The following is a 19,478-nucleotide window of genomic DNA, read 5'->3' on the forward strand; positions in this document are numbered from 1 at the left end:
GAGCCAGGATCAAACTCTCAAGTTTGATGCTCGATACACACCCGGCGGAATAACCAGATGCATACCGCTCACTTCAAGGAGCCGTTCCTGCACTTCACATATGGATACGTGAAGGACATATGAAACGACTTGAGCTCTGACGACCCCAACGCACCTTGAATGCGCCAGACCCGCAGACCACCGTCCACATGTCCCTTCATCTAAAACCTACAATGTCAAAGAGCCGCGAAAAACCGGCGCCCCGTCGAACTCCCTTTTACCGGAGCGACGCTGGCACCTGATCTAGCGCTGACCGATGAGGCGTTCCAGCGAGTGGACCGCCCCGTCGAGAAGTCGGCTTATATGGGCCGTCCAACAGGCCGTCAACGACAAAATGCAAAATCGTGTTCAATCCCCGGAACCGAACGCATGTCATTGAGAAGGCACCGAGTTGTCACCTAACCGTCACGGGCCCCCCCTAGCTCCGCCGCGACGGCCCACCGCCGCACCAACGACATATTGGGGATTGATCGTGAGAAAGCACGTGCTCGCTTGCACGGCCGCTATGGCCATCTGTCTGGCGGCGCCGGCCGCGCTGGCACAGGAGCCCGTGACGCCGCAGGGCGCCGATAGGCCGGCGGACGACATCATCGTCACCGGGTCGACCCGCGCTGAGCGCCGCTTCGACGTCTCCTACGCGATCAACTCGGTGTCGCAGGAGGAGATCCAGCGCCTCGCGCCGCTCAACACCGCCGACCTGATCGGCCAGCTGCCCGGCTTCCAGACCGAGTCGACCGGCGGCGAGGTGCAGAACATCTACCGTATCCGCGGCCTGCCCAACGACGGCGGCTTCGTCAGCTTCCAGCAGGACGGCCTGCCGCTGTTCCACGAGAATGACGGCTTCTTCTTCCGCGGCGACGCGCTGATCCGCCCCGACCTGATGACCGAGCGGCTCGAGGTGGTGCGCGGCGGCCCCGCCCCGGTCTACGCCAGCTACTCGGGCGCGATCGTCAACGCGGTCACCGTCACCGGTCGCGACGAGTCGCGCGGCACGGCACGCGTGACGCTCGGCGACACCGGGCTGTACCGGCTCGACGCGGTCCAGTCGGGCAAGCTCGACGACAGCACGCACTACGCGATCGGCGGCTTCCTGCGCTACCACGACGGCTATCGCGACAACGGCTTCCCCAACGACCGCGGCGGCCAGATCCGCGCCAACCTGACGCACGACACGGGCACCGGCACCCTCAAGGTCAGCGCCAACTACGTCAACGACCACAACGTTTTCTACCTGCCGATCCCGACCGCGGACCCGCGCGACCCGAGCCGCTCGCTGGACCGCTACATCGACTATTTCAGGGGCACGATGAACTCGCCCGCGCTGCGCGACGTGAACCTGAAGTACCGCGACGGCGCCGGCGTGATCCAGGGCCGCTCGAGCGATCTCGCCACCGGGCGCCACATGCAGATGGTCAACGCGGGCGTGCAATATGACGCCGATCTCGGCGACTGGCTGGTCTCCGCCAAGGCGGGCTTCACCAAGGGGCGGCTCGACTTCACCGCTTTCTACTCGACCACCAACCCGAGCGACGGCGCCACCTTCGCCAACTCCTACCTCGCGGCGTCGCGCACGGCCTTCGGACCGGTCGCATCGATGGGCTATGTGCTCGCCGGCACCAGAACGGTCTACGATCCCTACGCCGCGTCAGGGCTGGTGGTGCAGGGCCAGTACCGCGACATCCACTCGCGCTTCTACTCGGCGCAGGGCGACCTGAGCGTCGCGCGGGCGTTCGACACCGCGATCGGGCGGCACGACCTCAAGGTCGGCGTGTACGCCAGCGCCTATGGCGCCAGCGCCGAGTCGATCTACCAGAACTATCTCATCGAGGTCGCGGGCAAGCCGCGCACGCTCGACCTGGTGGCGTACGCCGCCACGGGCGCCGTGCTCGGCCGCGTCACCGACAATGGCGCGCTCAACTATGCCGCGACGCTGACCAAGGGCGACGCCGACGCCAAGATGGTCGCGGTCTACGCCAACGACACCTGGGAGATCGTGCGCGGGCTGCGCGTCGACGCGGGCATCCGCCACGAGCGCTACGATTACGCCGGCTATGCCGCCAACACGGCGCAGTACAATCTGGGTGACGCGGCCACGCTGGCGGACAATGCGACGCGCGGCTTCACCGGCACGATCACCAATCGCACGCTCAAGCCCAACATCACCAACTGGACCGCGGGCGTGAACTATGACTTCACCCGCCACTTCGGCCTCTACGCGCGCGCGTCGCACCTGGAGACGCCGCCGTCGATGCAGGTGACCTACACGATCAACCCGACGATCATCACCACCAAGGCCGATCAATATGAGGCCGGCGTGAAGCTGCGGTCAGGCGGCTCCTACCTCTACGCCACGGGCTTCTACACCAACTTCGACCCGCTCAACGCCTCGTTCCTCGCCTTCGACCCGACCACCGGGCGCAACGACGTCAACGTACCTTTCATCGGCGAGGCGAAGATCAAGGGCATCGAGCTCGACGGCCTGCTCAAGGCGACGGACTGGTTCCAGCTCAACGCCGCGCTGACGGTGAGCAGCCCCAAATATCGCAACTTTCGCAGCAGCACCGGCGCCGACCCGCAGGCCGCCGAGGGCAAGCAGATCGTGCGCGAGCCCAAGGTGTACGGCAACCTGCGCCCGACCTTCCGCTTCGCCGCGGGCGACACCGACGTCGACCTGTACGGCCGCTGGAACTACATGGGGAAACGCTACGTCGACCTTTACAACAACACCGCGCTGCCGGCCTACTCCACCTTCGGCGCGGGCGTGACCGCGACGCGGGGCGACTGGCAGGTGCAGGTGGTCGGCGACAATCTCACCGACGCCAAGGGGCTGACGGAGGGCAACACGCGCACCGACACGCTCGCGGGCCAGGGCACCGCCGACGCGATCTACGGGCGGCCGATCTTCGGGCGCAACGTGCGGCTGGTGGTGACCCGCTCGTGGTGAGCGCGCGCGCGGCCGCGCTGCTGCTCGCGCCGGCGGTCCCGCTCGTCGCGGGTACGCCGGCCCGCGCCACCGCGGCGCCGGTGCGGGACCGCGCCAGCGAGGCGCTCGTGACGCGCCTGTTCCCGCTGCTCGCGCGGCTCGGCGCGGGCGCGCTGCCCGAGCCGCTGCGGCGCGCCCGTGCCGCGCGGGTGAGCGCCTGCGGTGACGATGCCGCGTGCGTGGCCCGCGTGTCGCGGTGGGAAGCGGCGGAGATCGACTCGCTCGCCGCCGCGGCAGCCCAGCGGGCCAACGCGCTTCCCGCCCTCGCCGACGACGGCGCGGCGGCGCAGCTCGGCCGCGAGCTGCGCGGCGTGACCGCTATCCTCGACACTTACGCGCTCGGCGCCGCACCGCGCTACCCGGCGATCGACGGGCCCGAGGTCGCCCCCGACAGCGCCGAGGCGAAGGCCCGACTGCACGCTGCGGTGGCGCTCGCCGCCCGCCCGCAGGCGGGTGCGTTCGACCCCAGCGTCGAGCTCGCGCTGGCGCTGCTCCAGACCAACGATCGCACCGACGCGGTCCGCGACGACACCTCCCTCGACGCGCCCGCGCGCCGCCGCGCCCGTGCGCTGGATTGGACGCGCTACCGCTACACGGCGCTGATCGTCACGGGCGTCGGCCCCGAGGTGCCCGACATGCCGCTGAGCCCCGGCGGCCAGTATCACGTCCGCCTCGCCGCCGAGCGCTATGCCGTGGGCGACGCCGCGCTGATCATCGTCAGCGGCGGCCGCGCCCACCCGCGCTCGACCCGCTTCACCGAGGCGGTCGAGATGCGGCGCGCGCTGATCGAGCGCTACGGCGTGCCGGCCGAGGCGATCGTGCTCGAGGCCTATGCGCGCCACACCACCACCAACCTCCGCGACGCCACGCGCGAGCTGGCTGCGCTCGGCGCCCCGCTCGATCGGCCGGCATTGATCGTCTGCAACCCCGAGCAGAGCCGCTACATCGAGGGCGCCGCCTTCGCCGAGCGCAACCGGCGCGAGCTCGGCTATCTTCCAGGCACGATCGGCCCGCGGCGCTTGCCCACCGAGATCGAGTTCCGCCCGGCCCGCCAGTCACTTCGCGTCGACCCGATCGACCCGCTCGACCCCTGATCCGAGGACCCGCCGATGCGCCTTCCCGCCCTGCTCGCCGCCGCGCTGCTGCTCGCCCCCGCGCCGGCGTTCGCCTGGGGGCAGCGCGCGCACGCCGCGATCGACCGCGCCGCGCTCGCCGCGCTGCCCGCCGACGGACCGATGTTCCTGCGGCGCCACGCCGACACGATCGCCGATTCCGCCACGCTGCCCGACAGCTGGCGCGCCGCGAGCGAGCCGTTCAGCAAGATCGAGGAGGATCCCAATCACGGCTGGTTCCGCGAGCAATTCGCCTTCCTCCGTCCGATCCCGCGCTCGCGCTACGCCTTCGTCATCGCGCTCTATCGCGAGCACGAGCGCCTCAAGACGAGCGACCCGGCGCGTGCGGCGCGCACCAACGTGCGCTGGACCGGCACTTTGCCCTATGCCGCGATGGAGAGCTACGGCCGGCTGGTGGTGGCGATGCGCGCGGTGCGCGCCGCCGCTATGGATCGACGTGCCGCCGATCGGGCGGAGGCGCAGGCGGCCGATCAGGTGGTGCTGCTCGGTCACTACATCGGCGACGGCGCCCAGCCGATGCACGACTCGGTCCATCACGACGGCTGGGTCGGCGACAACCCCAACGGCTATACGCGCGACCGCGGCGTCCACGGCCGCTTCGAGAGCGGCTTCGTCGACCTGATCGGGCTGAGCGAGCGCGACCTCGCGCCGCGCGTCGCGCCGCTCGGCCACGCCGGGGGGGACCTGTTCGACGCAGTGCTGGCCTATCTCGACACGGCGGGGAGCAAGGTGGAACTGACCTACCAGCTCGAGAAACGCGGCGGCTTCTCCGACCCGTCGGACACGGCGGTACGCGCGCTCGTGGTCGAGCGCGCGGCGAGCGGCGCCGCGATGCTGCGCGACATGATCGCGCGGGCGTGGCGCGAGAGCGCGTCGCCGCCGCCACGCGACCTACCCGACCCACTCGACACCGCGGGCGTCGACTTCGATCCGGCGACGGGGTCGGCACCGGCGGCACGGTGAGAGAAACGCCTGTCGTGAAGACTCCGATATGCCCGCCATGCCACCGGGGCATGGAGCCGCCCCTCACCCCGCCTTGATCATCCCATGCATCGTCAGCCAGCGCGCGAAGGCGTCGAACCAGCCGGTGCTGGTCGTCGTCTTCGGGTACATGCCGAAGCCGTGCCCGCCCTGCTCGTACAAGTGGAACTCGACCGGTCGCTTGGCCTCGCGCCAGCGCTCGATCAGCCCGAAGCCGCCGTTGGCGAAGAAAGGATCGTCCGCCGCCAGCGCGACGAAGAGCGGGGGCGCCTGCGCGGGCACCGTCACGCCGGTGAGCGGGCCGTAGATCGTGCCGATGAAGGCGGGCTTGGCATCGCCCGGGGTCAACGTCGTCGCGAGCGTCAGCATCGCGCCCGCGGAGAAGCCGACCATGCCGATCTTGCTCGGATCGACATGCCACTCGGCGGCGCGGCGGCGCACCAGCGCGAAGGCGGCGCGCGAGTCGGCGAGCTGTGGCGCGAGCTGAGTCGCCATCGTCGCGGCGTCGGGGCGCGGCGGGCGCGCCGCGGTGCCCGAGAACATCGCGCGCATCGACTCGGCGAAGGCATTCATCTCGGCGGGTGTCTGGTTGAGCCGGTACTTGAGCACGAAAGCCGCGACCCCGCGCGCCGCGAGCGCGCGCGCGACGTCATAGCCCTCATTGTCCATCGACAGCGTACGGAAGCCGCCGCCCGGCGCCACGATCACCGCCGCGCCGCTGGCGCGTGCCGGGTCGGGCAGGAAGGGCGTGAGCGTTGCCTCGGTGACATTGCGCGTGAAGGTGCTGCCATATTGGCGAAACCACGACTCTTTGGTGCTCGCGCCCGGCAGCGCGCCGGTACCGAGCGGTAGCGCTCCCTGCTGCGACGGCGTGGCGATCGGCGTCATCGTGTCGTCCTGCGCGGCAGCGGGAAGGCTGAGGGTCGCGGCGAGCATGGTTGCCAAGCCGAGACGCAGACGGTGGCCGAAGTGCGACCTGGTAGGACGGCGCATGTCTCTCTCCCATGTTATCGTTAACACTGACGCTATGCTCGGATCGCGCGGGAGTCCAGCGGCGAGTAATCGCCCTCTCGCGACTGTAGCCGAAGCCGTCGTCTTCCTACTCCCGTCATCCCGGCGAAGGCCGGGATCCACCCGTCCGCGCATGCATCGGGTCCTCAGTGCGCGGCAGGGTGGATCCTGAGACGAGCTCAGGATGACGGCAGGAGAAAAGGTTCGACCGCGCCTCGGAAATGCGCGCCGCCCTCGCCACCATCACCGCGGCTGACACCCGCCCCCATGCTGCGCTATGCCGAGGTCATGTCGCACCAGCGCCACGTGCTGATCGTCGGCGGCGGCACCGCCGGCTGGCTCACCGCCGCCTATCTGGCGCGCGCGCTCGGCGCGGGCGTCGCGGTGACGCTGCTCGAATCCCCCGAGATCGGCACGATCGGTGTCGGCGAGGGCACCTTCCCGACGATCCGCGAGACCTTGCGCTTCCTCGGCATCGAGGAGGCCGCCTTCGTCCGCGCGGCCGGTGCCACCTTCAAACAGGGCGTCCGCTTCACCGGCTGGCAGCCCGACGCCGACGGCGCGCCGCACAGCTATTTCCACCCGTTCGACGCGCCGTTTCAGCCCGAGCCCGGCCTCGTCACCGACTGGCTCAGGCAGGACGAGACCGGCCGCGCCCCCTTCGCCGAGGCGGTGACGATCCAGCACCGGGTCGCCGCCGCGCGTCGCGCGCCCAAACAGCCTGGCGAAGGCGACTTCGCCGGACCGCTCACTTACGCCTTCCATTTCGACGCGGTGCGTCTCGCTGCGCTGGTGTCGGAGCGCGCGCGCGCACTCGGCGTCATCCACCTGAGCGGTCGCCTGCGCGACCTCGTGCTCGCCGAGGACGGCACGATCGCTCGGGTCGACAGCGATGCCGGCGCGCTCACCGCCGACCTCTACGTCGACTGTACCGGGTTCCGCGCCGAGCTGATCGGGCGCCTGCCGGGCGCACGCTTCCACTCGGTCGCTGACCAGCTGTTCACCGACCGCGCGCTGACCTGCAAGCTGGCCTATGCCGCGCCCGACGCGCCGATCGAGAGCGCGACGCTCGCCACCGCCCACGCGGCCGGGTGGCTGTGGGACATCGGACTCGCCGGCGCGCGCGGGATCGGCTGCGTCTACGCCAGCCGCTACCTCGACGACGCGGGCGCCGAGGCGATCCTCGCGCGCTATCTCGGCCGCGACCTGGCCGAGCTCTCCCCCCGCCGCATAACCTTCGAACCCGGCTGGCAGGAGCGCGCCTGGATCGGCAATTGCGTCGCGGTCGGGCTCGCCGGCGGCTTCCTCGAGCCGCTCGAGTCGACCGGCGTGGTGCTGATCGAGGCCGCGGCGGCGATGATCGCCGAGCTGCTGCCGCCGCGCGGGCCGGTCGATCGCGGCGCGGTGCGCTTCAACGCGCTGATGGCGGAGCGCTACGCGAACATCGCCGCTTTCCTGAAGCTGCATTACTGCCTCAGCCGGCGCCCCGAGCCGTTCTGGCGCGACAATGCCGATCCCGCGACGCTGCCGTCGCGGCTCGCCGCCTGGCTCGACCAGTGGCGACACCGCCCGCCGAGCCGCTTCGACTTCCAGCTCGAGAGCGAGACCTTCGCTCACTTCAACTATCAGTACATCCTCTACGGCATGGGCTTCGCCACCGACATGGGCGCGGGGGACAAGGCCGCGGCGGCGCGGGCCGAGCGGCTGTTCGCGCGGGTGCGTGCCTATGGCGAGCGCGCCGCGCGCGAGCTGCCGCCCCACCGCGCCTTGGTCGAGCAACTCGCCGGCACCGCGCTCAGCCCCGCGCGAACAGGCTCCTGAGCCACAGCGGGCCGCCACGCGCGGCCTCGCGCCAGTCGAGCGCCTCCTCGCTCACGCCCGGCACGTAGCGCCACGGATCGACGGTGCGTACCTTGCCCGCGCGATAGCGAACCGGGTGCGGGGTGGCGATCGCGAGCCGGTGCTCCAGCGCGGTGGCGGCGAGCAAGGCGTCGCGCGGCTCGGCATAGCCCAGCGTCGCGGCGCGGCACGCCACGGCGGCGTCGATCGAGAGCACGCGGCCGTCGAAGGCGCGCGGGACGATCTCCTCGGCCCAGCCGCGCGCCGCCGCCGCCGCGGCCTGGTCGACCCGCCCGATCTGCACTGCCGCGGCGACCAGCTCGCCGAGCGTCAGCGCCGAGACGAACAGCGCGGTGCGCGTCTGCGCCGCCGCCCAGGCCGCCACCGCGGGATCGCACGTCCCTGCCCTGGCACCGCGCAGCGCCCAGACGAGCTCGGTGTCGAGCAGGTGCATCAGCGCGCCCAGCGCGTGATCGCGCGCCAGTCGGGCTCGACCGCCACCGGCTCGGGCGCGGCGAGCTGGTCGGCGAGGGTGTCGGCTTGGCCGGCGAGCTGACGGAACGACTCGAAGCTGAGCAGCACGTGGGTCGGCCGCCCGCGATCGGTGATGAGGACGGGTTCTTGCGCGGCGAGTCGCTTGGCCTGGCTTACGTCCTGATTGAACGCGCGGCTGGAGAGCGTGCGCATACCCTGTCTCAACCTCGCGACGTACCTTGAGAAACGTAGGCACGTTACTACAACGTGGCGCGTCCGCAACGCTTCTCGTCTCCGGCCGATAAATCGCGCCGCCGGCGCGCGCTAAGCCTTGCGCACGCGGCCGCGCCGGCCTTCTCTCCGCGGGGACGAGAGCGGGCGCATGCCCGCCGGGGGAGGGCAGGATGAGCGGCTGGCTGCAAAGCCTGGGAAACATAGTGGCGAACGTGCTCGAACCGCACGGCCCCGCCACTGCCGCCGCGGCGCACAGCTACGCGCCCGGTGACTTCTCGATCCACTTCTTCCTCCAGCTCGCGGTGATCCTGGTGGCCTGCCGGGTGATCGGCTGGCTCGGGCAGAAGCTGCTCGGACAGCCGCAGGTGGTCGGCGAGATGATCGCCGGCGTGGTGCTCGGGCCCTCGCTGCTCGGGCTGCTCTTCCCCGGGCTCCAGGGCGGGATCTTTCCGAGAGAGACCAAGAACGTCCTCTACGCCGGCGCGCAGCTGGGCGTAGGCCTCTACATGTTCCTGGTCGGCACCACGCTGCGGCTCGACCATTTCCGCACCAAGGCGCGCAGCGCCTCGTTCGTGTCGATGGCGGGGATCGCGGCGCCGTTCCTCATCGCAGTGCTGATCACCCCTTTCCTGCTCGGCGTGCCCGGACTGTTCGCGAGCGGGATCAGCCAGGCGAACGCGACGCTGTTCCTCGGCGCCTGCATCGCGCTCACCGCCTTCCCGATGCTGGCGCGCATCATCAACGAGCGCGGGCTGGCGGACAGCGCGCTCGGCACGCTGTCGCTCACCGCGGGCGCGTTCGACGACGCCTGCTCCTGGTGCGTGCTGGCGGTGGTGCTCGCCACCTTCGGCGGCGGCGCGGGCGTGGCGATCCTGGCGATCGGCGGCGGGCTGCTGTGGGCGCTGTTCGTCGTGCTCGCCGGGCCACGGCTGCTCGCCCCGCTCGCGCGCAAGGTCGAGCGCGAGGGCGAATTGAGCCTCACCAGCTTCGCGATCGTGATGATCGCCTTCTGCTTCTCCGCCTTCCTGATGGACGTGGTCGGCATCCACGCGATCTTCGGCGGCTTCATCCTGGGGACGGTGATGCCGCGCGGGCTGCTCACCGCCGAGATCAAGCGCAAGCTCGAGCCCCTCACCGTGGTGCTGCTGCTGCCGATGTTCTTCACCTACTCGGGGCTGAACACGCGGATGGATATGGTGAACTCCGCCGAGCTGCTGCTGATCGCGCTGGGCGTGCTCGCCGCCTCGGTGATCGCCAAGGGCGGCGCCTGCTATCTCGCGGCGCGGCTCTCCGGCGAGGACAATCGCACCGCGCTGGGGATCGGCGCGCTGATGAACTCGCGCGGACTGATGGAGCTGATCATCATCAACATCGGGCTGCAGAAGGGGATCATCGGCCCGACGCTGTTCTCGATGCTGGTGCTGATGGCGATCGTGACGACGATGATGGCGAGCCCCCTGTTCGAGCTCTTCTACGGCCGCCGCGGGCGCGAGAGCGGCGAGCTGGCGCGACTCGACCGGAGCTACGCCGAGGTGGGCTGAGCCGGCGGCGCGCCGGCGAGGCGAGGGTCGCCACGCCGGGTCAGCGGGGCGCGACGGGAAGCCGCGACGGCACAACGGGCTAGGCCGCGGCGGGGCGGCGCCGTTGATGGCTAGCGTGGCCTTAATCTTGAAGCGTGCGGGTGGCACCGCGACACCCCCGCCATGCGCTGCCGTCTCCTCTCCCCCGCCCCGCCCCCCTCTGCCCGGGCGCGTCCGTGGTAAGGGGCGTCGCACGCAAGTCGCGTCGGCTCCTCCACTGGGTCGTGCCGATCGTCGCGGCGCTGCCGATCCTCTTCTACGTCGGGGGCGTGCTGCTGAGCCTCGGGGCGTTCGCGCCGGCGGGGATCGCGGCGCTCGGCGCGTTCGATCTGTCCGAGGTAGCGACCGCCGGCTGGCTCAATCTCGGCGCGGCGCTGCTGATCCTCGCGGCGGTCTGGGTGATCGCGGCGACGTTGGTCTGGCCGATCTCGGAGCTGCTGACGAGCGGGCTGGTCGAGCGGGCGCCGCGCTCCAGCGTCTTCGCCGCCGAGATCATCGGCATCGCGCTCTGCGCTTATGCCATCGCCTCGGTCGACGGCGTGTTCCGACTGCTCATCGCGGTGTTCGCGACCTTGATCATCGTCGCGCTGGCGGCGGCGCAGCTGACCCGCAGCGAAACGGTGAAGCAGGCGCGGGTCCGCCCGCTCGGCTGGTTCCTGCTGTGCTTCAGCGCGACGATCGGACTGGTCGCGCTCGGCGAGGCGGCCTCTCCCTTCGGCGCCAGCGCGCCGTCGCGTGCGGCGGCGCTGTTCGCCACGCCCTGGGGCCAGCGCTGCGTCTACCCGGTGCTGATCGGGCACGCGCGGCTGCTCTACGTCGATGGCGACCGCCTGTTCCTCTCCGATTACGAGAGCCGCAGCGTGCTCCAGGTCGGGCAGGTGCCGTCAGGCGTCGCGCTCCGGCGCCGCGCACCCGCCTGCGCGCGCCTCACGCCCGTCGCGCCGGCTCGTTGACCGCGCTCAGTCGCGCACGAGCACGTCGGGTCCGATCGCCGCGACGTTGGTGCAGCCGGTGAGCGCCATGGCGACGCGCATCTCGGCCTCGATCAGCGCCAGCATCCGCGCCACGCCCGCCTCGCCGCCTGCCGCAAGCGCGTAGGCCCAGGCGCGGCCGAGCAGCACGCCGCGCGCGCCGAGCGCGAGCATCCGCACCACGTCGAGCCCGGTGCGCACGCCGCCGTCCGCCAGCACGGTGAGCCGATCGCCCACCGCTGCCGCGATCGCGGGCAAGGCACGCGCCGTCGAGGGCGTGCCGTCGAGCTGGCGGCCGCCGTGGTTGGACACCACCAGCCCGTCCGCGCCGAGCGCCGCCGCCTCGCGCGCGTCCTCGGCGTCGAGCACGCCCTTGAGGATCAGCGGCCCGTCCCACTCCTGGCGCACCCAATCGAGGTCGCGCCACGTCACGGTAGGGTCGAAATTGTCGCGCATCCAGCCGAGGAAGTCCTCCAATCCGCTCGCGTTGCCGAGCACCGGCGCGACATTGCCGAGCTGGTGCGGCCGGCCGTGGACACCGACGTCCCATGCCCAGCGCGGATGGCGCAGCGCCTGGCCGAAGCGCCGCGCCGCGCCGCGCCAGCCGCTCGCTCCCGCCAGTCCGGAACGATAGTCGCGGTAGCGTGAACCCGGCACTGGCATGTCCACCGTGAACACCAGGGCGCTGCACCGCGCCGCGCGCGCCTGGGCGAGCAGGTCGCGCATGAAGCCGCGGTCGCGGATCATGTAGAGCTGGAACCAGAAGGGCCGGGTGGTGCCGCGCGCCACCTCGTCGATCGGGCAGGCCGAGACCGTCGAGAGGCAGAAGGGGACGCCCGCCCTCTCCGCCGCGCGCGCCGCCTGCACCTCGCCGCGGCGCGCGTTCATCCCCGCCAGCCCGATCGGCGCCAGCGCCACCGGCAGCGCCATGCGCTGGCCGAACAGCTCGGTGGCGGGATCGAGCGTGCCGATGTCGCGCAGCACGCGCTGGCGCAGCGCGATCGCCTCGAGATCGGCGACGTTCCGCCGCAGCGTCGTCTCGCTGTACGACCCGCCGTCGATATATTCGAACAGGAAAGGCGGCAGGCGGCGCCGCGCGAGCTCGCGGAAATCAAGGGTGGAAGCGACGATTGTCATGAGGTTCGGGTTCACGAAGGCGGTGGCGCGCTGTAGCGCATAGGTGCAACCTGCATCCACTGGCGCCGGAAGGCAATGTCCGCGCCGCCGCTTCCTCCAGCCCTCGAGGTGATCACGATGAAACTCTGCCGCTACGGTGCGAAGGGCGCCGAGAAGCCCGCGCTGGTCGACGCCGATGGCGCGCTGCGCGACCTGTCGGGCGTGATCGCCGACCTCGGCGGCATCGAGCTAGCGCCCGCCGCGCTCGCGCGCCTGGCCGCGCTCGATCCCGCGACGCTGCCGCTGGTGGAGGGCGCGCCGCGCTACGGCGTGCCGGTCGCGGGATCGCAGAAGTTCATCGCGATCGGGCTCAACTATGCGGACCATGCCGCCGAGTCGAACCTGCCGATCCCATCCGAGCCGGTGGTCTTCAACAAATGGGTCAACTGCCTTCAGGGCGCCAACGACCCAGTGGTGATCCCGCGCGACAGCAGGAAGACCGACTGGGAGGTCGAGCTCGGCGTCGTGATCGGCACGCGCGCCAGCTATGTCGACGAGGCCGAGGCGCTCGACCATGTCGCCGGCTACGTCGTCGTCAACGACGTGTCCGAGCGGCACTGGCAGCAGGAGCGCGGGCCGACGTGGGACAAGGGCAAGGGCTTCCCCACCTTCGGCCCGGTCGGGCCGTGGCTCGTCACCGCTGACGAGGTGGGCGACCCGCAGCAGCTCGGCCTATGGCTGTCGGTCAACGGCAAGCGCGTGCAGGACGGGTCGACCGCTACGATGATCTTCACCGTCGCGCAGATCGTCGCCTACTGCTCGCAGTTCATGACGCTGGAGCCCGGTGACATCATCACCACCGGCACGCCGCCGGGCGTCGGTCTCGGCCAGAAGCCCGAGCCGTGGTACCTCAAGGCCGGCGACGTCGTCGAACTCGGCATCGAGAAGCTCGGCGAGCAGCGGCAGGAGTTCGTCGCCTGGTCGCGCGAGGCGATCGGGTAAGGTTTGTCTGATCCAGCTCGTTCGACGTCAGCGTGCTCCGGCGACCGCCGGAGGCCAGGGCCGCCGAGGTCACCGCCTGCCGCCCTGGGCTCCCGCGTACGCGGGAGCCCAGGGGGTTGCCGTTCGACTCCCATCCTTCATCCCGGACGTCTCGGCGGCAGCAACGCCTGAGTGATGCGAGGCACGGCGGATCCCGGAACAGGTCCGGGAAGACGGAAGAAGATGGAGCGTCCCGATGCCCGAGGCGCTCCGCCATCCCGCTACTTCGCCGCCGCCCAGCGGATCGCGTTGGTCAGCACGCGGCGGTAATTGGGATCGTCGTAATTGGCCGCGTCATGGCCCAATGCCGAGAAGAACACGTGCCCCTTGGCGCGCGGGTTGACCCACATGATCGGGTGCTTGCCCATGCGCAGCTTGTCGCCCGTGCGATAGCTCGCCTCGTCGACGCGGGCGAGCACCGTCATGCCGTGCTGGCTGGGATCGCCGCTGAACGAATACCATTCGTCGCTCGACGTCCAGGGTAGCTTGACGCCCGCCATCACCGGGTGGCGCGGCTGGTCGACCACGATCGTCGCGCGCTGGATGTGATCGGCGCCGTTGGGGTGGCCGATGAACTCGGTGCCGATGATCGTGTCGATATACCAGGGCGACTTGTGGCTGTTGTCACCCGCGGCGTGGAGCGCGACCACGCCGCCGCCGCGCGCGACGAAGCGCTGGAACGCGGCCTGCTGCTCGGGCGTGAGGAACTCGCCCGAGGCGCTGTTGAGCACCACCACCGAGAAATGCTGGAGCATGGCGTCGTTGAAGACCGCGCCGTTCTCGGTCTGGAAGCTTTTCCGTCCGAGCCCGCGCGCGATGTCGGCGAGTACCTCATTGGAGTGCGAGATATGCTCGAAATGGCGCCAGCCGTTGGTCTTGGAGACGATCAGCACGCCGTGCTCGATCCCCGCGGGCAGCGTCGGCGGCTCGGTGTCGAGCGTCGGCGTCGGCAGGTGCGGGTCGGGGGCGGCCTGCGCCAGCGCCAGCGCCCCGAGCATCGCGATCAGTCGCATCCCATCTCTCCTGTGCTCATCGTTATCGTGTCGGCGTCGCCGCCGCACGCGCCTGGTCGATCTCCGCGCCCCACGGGTCGCGCGTGACCTCTGTCGTGCCGTCGGCGGAGAAGTCCGCGATCGCGTCGGCGACGCGATCGTAGCGTGGCCAGCGCGGCAGGCCGGCGCCGTTGGGGTCGCCGGCCTTCACGAAATCGGCGAGATACTGCGCCATGGTCTGCCCCATCGCGACATCACGCGGGCTGGTCTGCGCGCCATATTTGATCGCGGCATTGTCGAAGAAGAAGGGAATGTCGGTGGCGTGCTGCGCGCCGAGCTTCCCGATCGCGCTGGCGACATAGGAGAAGCGATATTCCCACACCGGCACGCCCTTGGCGGCGAGCCGCGCGGCCGCGTCGCGCGCACCCGCGATCATATAGCCGGTACGCCCGCCGATATCGGCGCTGGTGGCGCCGATCAGCATCGGCACGCGCGCGAACCGGTCCTGGTCGTAGGCGGCACCCATATCGACCACCACCGTGCCGTCGACGATCGGGCCCGAGTAGGTCGGCGCGGCGGGGTCACGCGGCGCCATCGAGGCGAGGTTGAGCCCGGCGATCACCTGCTCGCCCGCCAGCGCGCGCAGCCGCTCGAGCGCGTCGGGCGCGGTGGGGTCGATGCCCTTGCTGCGTGCGAAATTCGCGCCGATCCGCTCGGCGTCGGCGAGCGCCTTGCCGCTCGGGTCGGGATGACCGTCGCCGCCCGACATGGCGAAGGCCTGGTGGAACAACCCGCGCGCCAGTGGCGAAGTGACGAGCTGGTGCACCGACATGCCACCCGCGCTCTCGCCGACGATCGTCACCCTGGCCGGGTCGCCGCCGAAGGCCGCGATGTTGCGCTGGACCCAGTGCAGCGCGGCGATCTGGTCCATCGTGCCATAATTGCCGAGCCGACCGCCGTCGGCGTTCGCCTTGCTCAGCTGCGGCAGCGCGAAACTGCCGAAACGGCCGAGCCGGTAGTTGAAGCTGACGAACATCACGCCGCGCCTGGCCATGTTGGCGCCGGCATAGGTGGGCGGAGAGGCGCCGCCGTTGACGAAGCCGCCGCCGTAGATCCACACCAGCACCGGCAGCTTGCCCTTCGCCGCGGCCGGCTTCCACACGTTGGCGTAGAGGCAGTCCTCGGACGGCGTGGTGCCGAGCGGCGCGGCATCGCTGGGGAAGGGCAGCTGCATACAGTCGGCCGCGTAGCGCGTGGCGTCGCGCACCGTCGTCCAGTGCGCCACCGGCTGGGGCGCGCGCCAGCGCAGGGCGCCGACCGGCGGGGCGGCGAAGGGAATGCCCTTCCAGCTCGCGATGCCATCCCCCAGCGCGCCGCGCACCGGGCCGGCATCGGTGTTGACCGTCGGGCCCTGCTGCGCCAGCGCCGGCGCGGCGACGAGCAGCGCGGCCAGCACCGCCACGGTCGGCTTGGTCATCCGTCCTCCTCCCCTCGGCGGCCGTGTCATGCCCGGCGCGCCTGACCTACCTTCCCCGCCGCGGCGCCGACGTCAACTGGCGCCAGCGTGACCGACCGCGTCTCCGCCGGTAATTTCTTTCTGCCCTACCCGCTTAGCTATTGGTTACGACGGCATTAACCGCGTCCTTAACATTCTGTTAGGACTTTTATGACAGATCATCTGCCACAATCACAGCGATAGGAGAGCTGCCGTGGATGATCCGCGTAAGCTCAAGAACGAGCTGGAAGTGGCAGCGCGCGTAGCCGGCTCGCTGACCGACATACGTGCCGCGCAGGAAGTGGAGCGCTACATGCGCGAGGTGGAGGCCAAGCTGCGCTTCCCGCCCCGCCCCAGCGCCGACGTGGTGATCTGATGACGGTCGGCGCCCCGCTGCCGCCGAACGAGGCGTCGCGCCAGCGGGCCGTGGACGCGTGCGGCATCGTCACGCGGCCGCGGAACGCCGAGCTCCAGCGTATCGTCGAGGAAGCGGCGCGGCTCGCGCGCGCGCCGATCGCCGCGATCTCGGTGGTGGACCGGTCGCGCCAATGGCTTGCCGCTCGCGTCGGGATCGAGGGAGACGAAGGCCCGCGCACCGAGTCTTTCTGCGGCCATACCATCCTGCGCCCGGGCGAGCCGATGATCATCGCCGATGCGCGCGACGATCGCCGCTTCCTCGCCAACCCGTCGGTGCTCGGCCACCCGCACATCCGCTTCTACGCCGGTGTGCCGCTGGTCGATCACGCGGGTTTCGCGCTGGGGGCGCTATGCGTCGCCGACACGTCGCCGCGGCTCGGCCTGTTCGACGTCTATGACCTGACTCACCTCGCGCGCCACGCCGAGCGGATCATGGCGCGCTAGGCGCGGCCGGTCCGAACCTTCTGGCACCCGCCAACGTGCTAGGCGTTGATGAGGGGAAGGAGACGATCATGTCAGACGAACGCGAGGAACGGCCGGTCCTGTACGTGCCGGATAGCCCCAACGTCGGCGCCGCCGACCCAGATGCGGACAAGGACGATCCCAGGCGCGCCGCCAAGGACCGCGCCCGCGCCGACGACCTCGCCGCCAAGGTGGCAGTGGGCGACGAGCTGTCGGGCTATGAGAAGGTCGCCGGGCGCGGCGTCGTCGGCGAGTAGACACGCGATCGCCGCCGTCCCCGAAGAGGTCGGCGGCGGCGATGGTAACAGGCTTCTCACCTCACGCCAGGATCAGCCCGTCGCGGTTCATCGTCGCCGTCACCGATCGGTTCTGCTCGGCGCTCAGCTGCGCGCGCAGCGACGGGAACAGCTCTTCCTCCTCCTCGCGCATATGCTCCTCCATCATCGCGCGGAACTCGCGCAGCCGGGGCAGTTAGGCCGGGTCATCCTTGGCCATCGCGCCGAGTTCGCTAAGTACCTGTTCCAACCCGAGAAATGCTCAGCCGACGCGTTCATTCGGAATCTGACTGATCGAGGTTGCGTCGCCTCGCTCGCTCACGCCCGTGGAAGAGCTCACTTATCCTCGCAGCATCTGCGCACTGGTCAGATGCTGGGCGGATAGGTGGTGCGTGCGACCTCCTCCTCCGCTCGCGAGCCGTGGTCGCGTAGCAGCATCTGACCCGCCAGTTCGCGCGCGCGGCCGCGCGGCAGCTCCAGCGCCCGCGCCATCGCCGCGCCGAGCAGCGCGTCTCCGAGCGCCGCCAGCACGAGCTGGAGCGTCTCGTCGCGGATCGGCGCGTCGGGACGCTCCTCGTCGCGCGCCAGCTCCTCGACCAGGTCGTGAATCGCGGTAAGCACCGGGTCGAGCGCGTCGCGGTTGCCGGTGAGGATCATCCAGCTCGCCAGCGCGCCCGCTCCGCCCGCGCCGAAGGCGTCGAACACGACGTCGACCAGTTCCGCGGGGTCGCGCTCGGCGCGTGAGCGGCGCACCGCGTCGCGGATCGTCGCTACGATCGCTGCCGTCATCCGCTCGATCAGCGCCTGCTGCAGCCCGTCGGCGGAGCCGAAATGGTGGAGTAGATTGGCGTGGGTCCGCCCCACGCGCGTCGCGACGGCCTTGAGCGTGACCGCCTGCGGCCCGTCCTCCAGCAACAGCGCGCGCGCGGCCTCCAGCGCCGCGTCGCGCGACGCCTCGGGCGTCAGCCGCCGGCGGGGAAGGGCAGCGGTCGCCCGCGGCATCGGATCGTGACCTGTCGGGGTTGCGGGATGTTGCTGCCCTTGTGCCCGCTTCCGCGGCGAAAGCAACCGGCGATCAGGCCGCGATCGGCATCGCTCGCGGCGGGTCAGCGGCGAGGTCCAGCGTATAGTCGACGCACTCCACCTCGGCGTCACGCGCCAGCGCGTAACGCCGCGATTGCCCGCTCTCGACGAAGCCGAGCTTGCGCAGCACGCGTCCGGACGCCGGATTGTCGGCGTGGTGGTGCGAGTCGACCCGCGTCAGCGCGAGCGCGTGGCGCGCGATGTCGAGCACCGCGCGCCCCGCCTCGGTGGCATAGCCCCGCCCCCACGCCCCGGGCGTGAGCCAATAGCCCAACTCGACTCCGCCGCGCTCGCCGCGATGCAGCCCGACGCCGCCGACCAGCCGATAGTCGCCGGAGCGCTCGACGATCAGGAAGCGCGGCTCGCGCGGGTACGGCTGAAGCGACAGGAAGGCGGCCGCGTCCTCCTCGGCATAGGGCCAGGGCACGCGCGCCAGCCGCGACACCACCGCCTCGTGCGCGATCGCGCGCGCCAGCGCGGGGGCATCCTCGAGCCAGCCCGGCCTGAGGGTGAGTCTCGGCGTCAACGCGAACATGCTCCGTCTCCTTGCTCGGGCCGCTGCCACAACCGGATGACGGTGGCGCGACACGCTGGGGCCAGGGAGCATGAAAAAAGGGAGCCGGGGCGACCCGTCTCCCTTGTTGGCTGGGTTCCGTGCTGCGGAACCCCGGGTCGCCCTGGTGGGCAACCCGGTTGGTTACCCGATGTTACTCGGCCGCTGCCGCCATAATATCGACCGAGCAGAATTTGCGGCCGAGCTTGCCCTCGTGGAACACCACGCGACCGTCGACGAGCGCGAAGAGGGTGTGGTCCTTGCCGATGCCGACGTTGCGGCCCGGGTAGAACTTGGTGCCGCGCTGGCGCACGAGGATGTTGCCCGCGATCGCTTCCTGACCGCCGAACTTCTTCACGCCGAGACGACGGCCGGCCGAATCACGACCGTTGCGCGACGAACCGCCTGCTTTCTTATGTGCCATTGCTCTTGCTCCTGCGCGCTACGGGATCAGCCGACCGACACGATCTTGAGGATCGTGTGGTTCTGGCGATGGCCGTTGCGACGACGATAATTGTGGCGGCGACGCTTCTTGAAGACGATCACCTTCTCGCCCTTGGCCTGGGCGACGATCTCCGCCGCGACGGTGAGGCCGTCGACCGACTTGAGATCCGCGCCCTCGCCCGCGAGCAACACGTCACCCAGCGTCACCGACGCGCCGGCCTCGCCCTCGATCTTCTCGACGACGATCTTGTCTCCGGCGGCGACGCGATACTGCTTGCCGCCCGTGCGCACGACTGCGAACATGGCTCTTGTCACTTCCCAAATTTCATAGCTCGCGAAGGCGTACCCTGCGAGA

Annotated in this window: 20 protein-coding genes; 10 read left to right on the forward strand and 10 right to left on the reverse strand. The window is 70.5% G+C overall.

Translation table 11 applies throughout. The annotated features are described in order from the left end of the window. Positions 1-544 precede the first annotated feature (544 nt). The 3 genes from K7957_RS19950 to K7957_RS19960 are packed head-to-tail and all read left to right on the forward strand — an operon-like array spanning position 545 to position 5,118. Positions 545-2,983, forward strand: a complete 2,439-nt coding sequence (locus K7957_RS19950; protein WP_223014646.1) for a TonB-dependent receptor — start codon at positions 545-547, stop codon at positions 2,981-2,983. Further along, positions 2,980-4,116 (forward strand): YdcF family protein, encoded by a 1,137-nt coding sequence (locus K7957_RS19955; RefSeq protein ID WP_343228482.1) that lies wholly within the window; start codon positions 2,980-2,982, stop codon positions 4,114-4,116. Before K7957_RS19950 ends, K7957_RS19955 begins: the two co-directional genes overlap by 4 nt. Before the next feature lie 15 nt (positions 4,117-4,131). Next, a complete protein-coding gene (locus tag K7957_RS19960) occupies positions 4,132-5,118 on the forward strand; it encodes a nuclease (RefSeq protein WP_223014648.1) in 987 nt (328 codons plus the stop codon). Between the two features lie 63 nt (positions 5,119-5,181). On the opposite strand, the gene K7957_RS19965 is transcribed toward K7957_RS19960, so the two are convergent. Beyond that, entirely contained in the window at positions 5,182-6,072 is an 891-nt protein-coding gene (locus K7957_RS19965; protein ID WP_246617331.1) for an alpha/beta hydrolase, read from the reverse strand. A 342-nt stretch (positions 6,073-6,414) separates the two neighbouring features. Here K7957_RS19965 and K7957_RS19970 point away from each other — a divergent pair, with 342 nt between their 5' ends. Further along, a complete protein-coding gene (locus K7957_RS19970; protein WP_246617328.1) occupies positions 6,415-7,968 on the forward strand; it encodes a tryptophan halogenase family protein in 1,554 nt (517 codons plus the stop codon). On the opposite strand, the gene K7957_RS19975 is transcribed toward K7957_RS19970, so the two are convergent. Beyond that, positions 7,943-8,440, reverse strand: a complete 498-nt coding sequence (locus tag K7957_RS19975) for a PIN domain-containing protein (protein ID WP_223014652.1) — start codon at positions 8,438-8,440, stop codon at positions 7,943-7,945. The two genes, K7957_RS19970 and K7957_RS19975, sit on opposite strands and share 26 nt — an antisense overlap. Further along, the gene (locus K7957_RS19980) at positions 8,440-8,673 is read right to left on the reverse strand and encodes a type II toxin-antitoxin system Phd/YefM family antitoxin (protein ID WP_223014654.1); all 234 of its coding nucleotides are present in this window, start codon (positions 8,671-8,673) and stop codon (positions 8,440-8,442) included. Before K7957_RS19980 ends, K7957_RS19975 begins: the two co-directional genes overlap by 1 nt. Positions 8,674-8,864: 191 nt before the next feature. Between K7957_RS19980 and K7957_RS19985 the strand changes: the two genes are divergently transcribed. After that, the gene (locus tag K7957_RS19985) at positions 8,865-10,235 is read left to right on the forward strand and encodes a cation:proton antiporter (protein WP_223014656.1); all 1,371 of its coding nucleotides are present in this window, start codon (positions 8,865-8,867) and stop codon (positions 10,233-10,235) included. A gap of 215 nt (positions 10,236-10,450) precedes the next feature. Then, a complete protein-coding gene (locus tag K7957_RS19990) occupies positions 10,451-11,227 on the forward strand; it encodes a hypothetical protein (RefSeq protein ID WP_223014658.1) in 777 nt (258 codons plus the stop codon). A gap of 6 nt (positions 11,228-11,233) precedes the next feature. Here the strand turns inward: K7957_RS19990 and lldD are convergent, their stop codons facing one another. Beyond that, positions 11,234-12,382 (reverse strand): FMN-dependent L-lactate dehydrogenase LldD, encoded by a 1,149-nt coding sequence (gene lldD / locus K7957_RS19995; protein WP_223014660.1) that lies wholly within the window; start codon positions 12,380-12,382, stop codon positions 11,234-11,236. A 117-nt stretch (positions 12,383-12,499) separates the two neighbouring features. Here lldD and K7957_RS20000 point away from each other — a divergent pair, with 117 nt between their 5' ends. Further along, positions 12,500-13,363: a fumarylacetoacetate hydrolase family protein gene (locus K7957_RS20000; protein ID WP_223014662.1), complete on the forward strand. Its 864-nt coding sequence runs from the start codon at positions 12,500-12,502 to the stop codon at positions 13,361-13,363. Between the two features lie 260 nt (positions 13,364-13,623). Here K7957_RS20000 and K7957_RS20005 read toward each other — a convergent pair whose 3' ends face one another. Beyond that, positions 13,624-14,415 carry a ThuA domain-containing protein gene (locus K7957_RS20005; protein ID WP_223014664.1) on the reverse strand — a complete coding sequence of 264 codons (792 nt, stop codon included), beginning with the start codon at positions 14,413-14,415 and terminating at the stop codon, positions 13,624-13,626. A gap of 22 nt (positions 14,416-14,437) precedes the next feature. Continuing rightward, positions 14,438-15,871: a carboxylesterase/lipase family protein gene (locus tag K7957_RS20010; RefSeq protein ID WP_223014666.1), complete on the reverse strand. Its 1,434-nt coding sequence runs from the start codon at positions 15,869-15,871 to the stop codon at positions 14,438-14,440. Positions 15,872-16,103: 232 nt separating this feature from the next. Between K7957_RS20010 and K7957_RS20015 the strand changes: the two genes are divergently transcribed. The 3 genes from K7957_RS20015 (at position 16,104) to K7957_RS20025 (ending at position 17,025) form a co-directional block, all read left to right on the forward strand. Then, positions 16,104-16,265, forward strand: a complete 162-nt coding sequence (locus tag K7957_RS20015; protein ID WP_219750770.1) for a hypothetical protein — start codon at positions 16,104-16,106, stop codon at positions 16,263-16,265. Further along, positions 16,265-16,750 (forward strand): GAF domain-containing protein, encoded by a 486-nt coding sequence (locus K7957_RS20020; protein ID WP_223014668.1) that lies wholly within the window; start codon positions 16,265-16,267, stop codon positions 16,748-16,750. The genes K7957_RS20015 and K7957_RS20020 overlap by 1 nt, the downstream gene beginning before the upstream one ends. 68 nt (positions 16,751-16,818) lie before the next feature. After that, the gene (locus K7957_RS20025) at positions 16,819-17,025 is read left to right on the forward strand and encodes a hypothetical protein (RefSeq protein ID WP_223014670.1); all 207 of its coding nucleotides are present in this window, start codon (positions 16,819-16,821) and stop codon (positions 17,023-17,025) included. Between the two features lie 384 nt (positions 17,026-17,409). On the opposite strand, the gene K7957_RS20030 is transcribed toward K7957_RS20025, so the two are convergent. From K7957_RS20030 to rplU, 4 genes are all read right to left on the reverse strand, one after another. Next, positions 17,410-18,045, reverse strand: a complete 636-nt coding sequence (locus K7957_RS20030) for a TetR/AcrR family transcriptional regulator (protein WP_223014671.1) — start codon at positions 18,043-18,045, stop codon at positions 17,410-17,412. 73 nt (positions 18,046-18,118) lie between these two features. Further along, entirely contained in the window at positions 18,119-18,661 is a 543-nt protein-coding gene (locus tag K7957_RS20035; RefSeq protein WP_223014673.1) for a GNAT family N-acetyltransferase, read from the reverse strand. Positions 18,662-18,833: 172 nt separating this feature from the next. Further along, positions 18,834-19,103, reverse strand: coding sequence for a 50S ribosomal protein L27 (rpmA, locus tag K7957_RS20040; RefSeq protein ID WP_132910023.1), 270 nt, complete (start codon positions 19,101-19,103; stop codon positions 18,834-18,836). A gap of 26 nt (positions 19,104-19,129) precedes the next feature. Then, entirely contained in the window at positions 19,130-19,426 is a 297-nt protein-coding gene (gene rplU / locus K7957_RS20045; RefSeq protein WP_132910024.1) for a 50S ribosomal protein L21, read from the reverse strand. Positions 19,427-19,478 lie beyond the last annotated feature (52 nt).

This window comes from Sphingomonas yunnanensis (genome assembly GCF_019898765.1).
Lineage (GTDB): Bacteria > Pseudomonadota > Alphaproteobacteria > Sphingomonadales > Sphingomonadaceae > Sphingomonas > Sphingomonas yunnanensis.

What these genes read in the sequence shown, in the direction of transcription:
- K7957_RS19950 (WP_223014646.1), top strand. Translation starts at nt 545, where the DNA reads ATGGCCATCTGTCTGGCGGCGCCGGCCGCGCTGGCACAGGAGCCCGTG.
- lldD (WP_223014660.1), bottom strand. Translation starts at nt 12,382, where the DNA reads ATGACAATCGTCGCTTCCACCCTTGATTTCCGCGAGCTCGCGCGGCGC.
- K7957_RS19965 (WP_246617331.1), bottom strand. Translation starts at nt 6,072, where the DNA reads ATGCTCGCCGCGACCCTCAGCCTTCCCGCTGCCGCGCAGGACGACACG.
- K7957_RS20005 (WP_223014664.1), bottom strand. Translation starts at nt 14,415, where the DNA reads ATGCGACTGATCGCGATGCTCGGGGCGCTGGCGCTGGCGCAGGCCGCC.
- K7957_RS20010 (WP_223014666.1), bottom strand. Translation starts at nt 15,871, where the DNA reads ATGACCAAGCCGACCGTGGCGGTGCTGGCCGCGCTGCTCGTCGCCGCG.
- K7957_RS20035 (WP_223014673.1), bottom strand. Translation starts at nt 18,661, where the DNA reads ATGTTCGCGTTGACGCCGAGACTCACCCTCAGGCCGGGCTGGCTCGAG.
- K7957_RS20020 (WP_223014668.1), top strand. Translation starts at nt 16,265, where the DNA reads ATGACGGTCGGCGCCCCGCTGCCGCCGAACGAGGCGTCGCGCCAGCGG.
- rpmA (WP_132910023.1), bottom strand. Translation starts at nt 19,103, where the DNA reads ATGGCACATAAGAAAGCAGGCGGTTCGTCGCGCAACGGTCGTGATTCG.
- K7957_RS19970 (WP_246617328.1), top strand. Translation starts at nt 6,415, where the DNA reads ATGCTGCGCTATGCCGAGGTCATGTCGCACCAGCGCCACGTGCTGATC.
- K7957_RS19985 (WP_223014656.1), top strand. Translation starts at nt 8,865, where the DNA reads ATGAGCGGCTGGCTGCAAAGCCTGGGAAACATAGTGGCGAACGTGCTC.
- K7957_RS19975 (WP_223014652.1), bottom strand. Translation starts at nt 8,440, where the DNA reads ATGCACCTGCTCGACACCGAGCTCGTCTGGGCGCTGCGCGGTGCCAGG.
- K7957_RS20000 (WP_223014662.1), top strand. Translation starts at nt 12,500, where the DNA reads ATGAAACTCTGCCGCTACGGTGCGAAGGGCGCCGAGAAGCCCGCGCTG.
- K7957_RS19980 (WP_223014654.1), bottom strand. Translation starts at nt 8,673, where the DNA reads ATGCGCACGCTCTCCAGCCGCGCGTTCAATCAGGACGTAAGCCAGGCC.
- K7957_RS20030 (WP_223014671.1), bottom strand. Translation starts at nt 18,045, where the DNA reads ATGCCGCGGGCGACCGCTGCCCTTCCCCGCCGGCGGCTGACGCCCGAG.
- K7957_RS20025 (WP_223014670.1), top strand. Translation starts at nt 16,819, where the DNA reads ATGTCAGACGAACGCGAGGAACGGCCGGTCCTGTACGTGCCGGATAGC.
- K7957_RS19960 (WP_223014648.1), top strand. Translation starts at nt 4,132, where the DNA reads ATGCGCCTTCCCGCCCTGCTCGCCGCCGCGCTGCTGCTCGCCCCCGCG.
- rplU (WP_132910024.1), bottom strand. Translation starts at nt 19,426, where the DNA reads ATGTTCGCAGTCGTGCGCACGGGCGGCAAGCAGTATCGCGTCGCCGCC.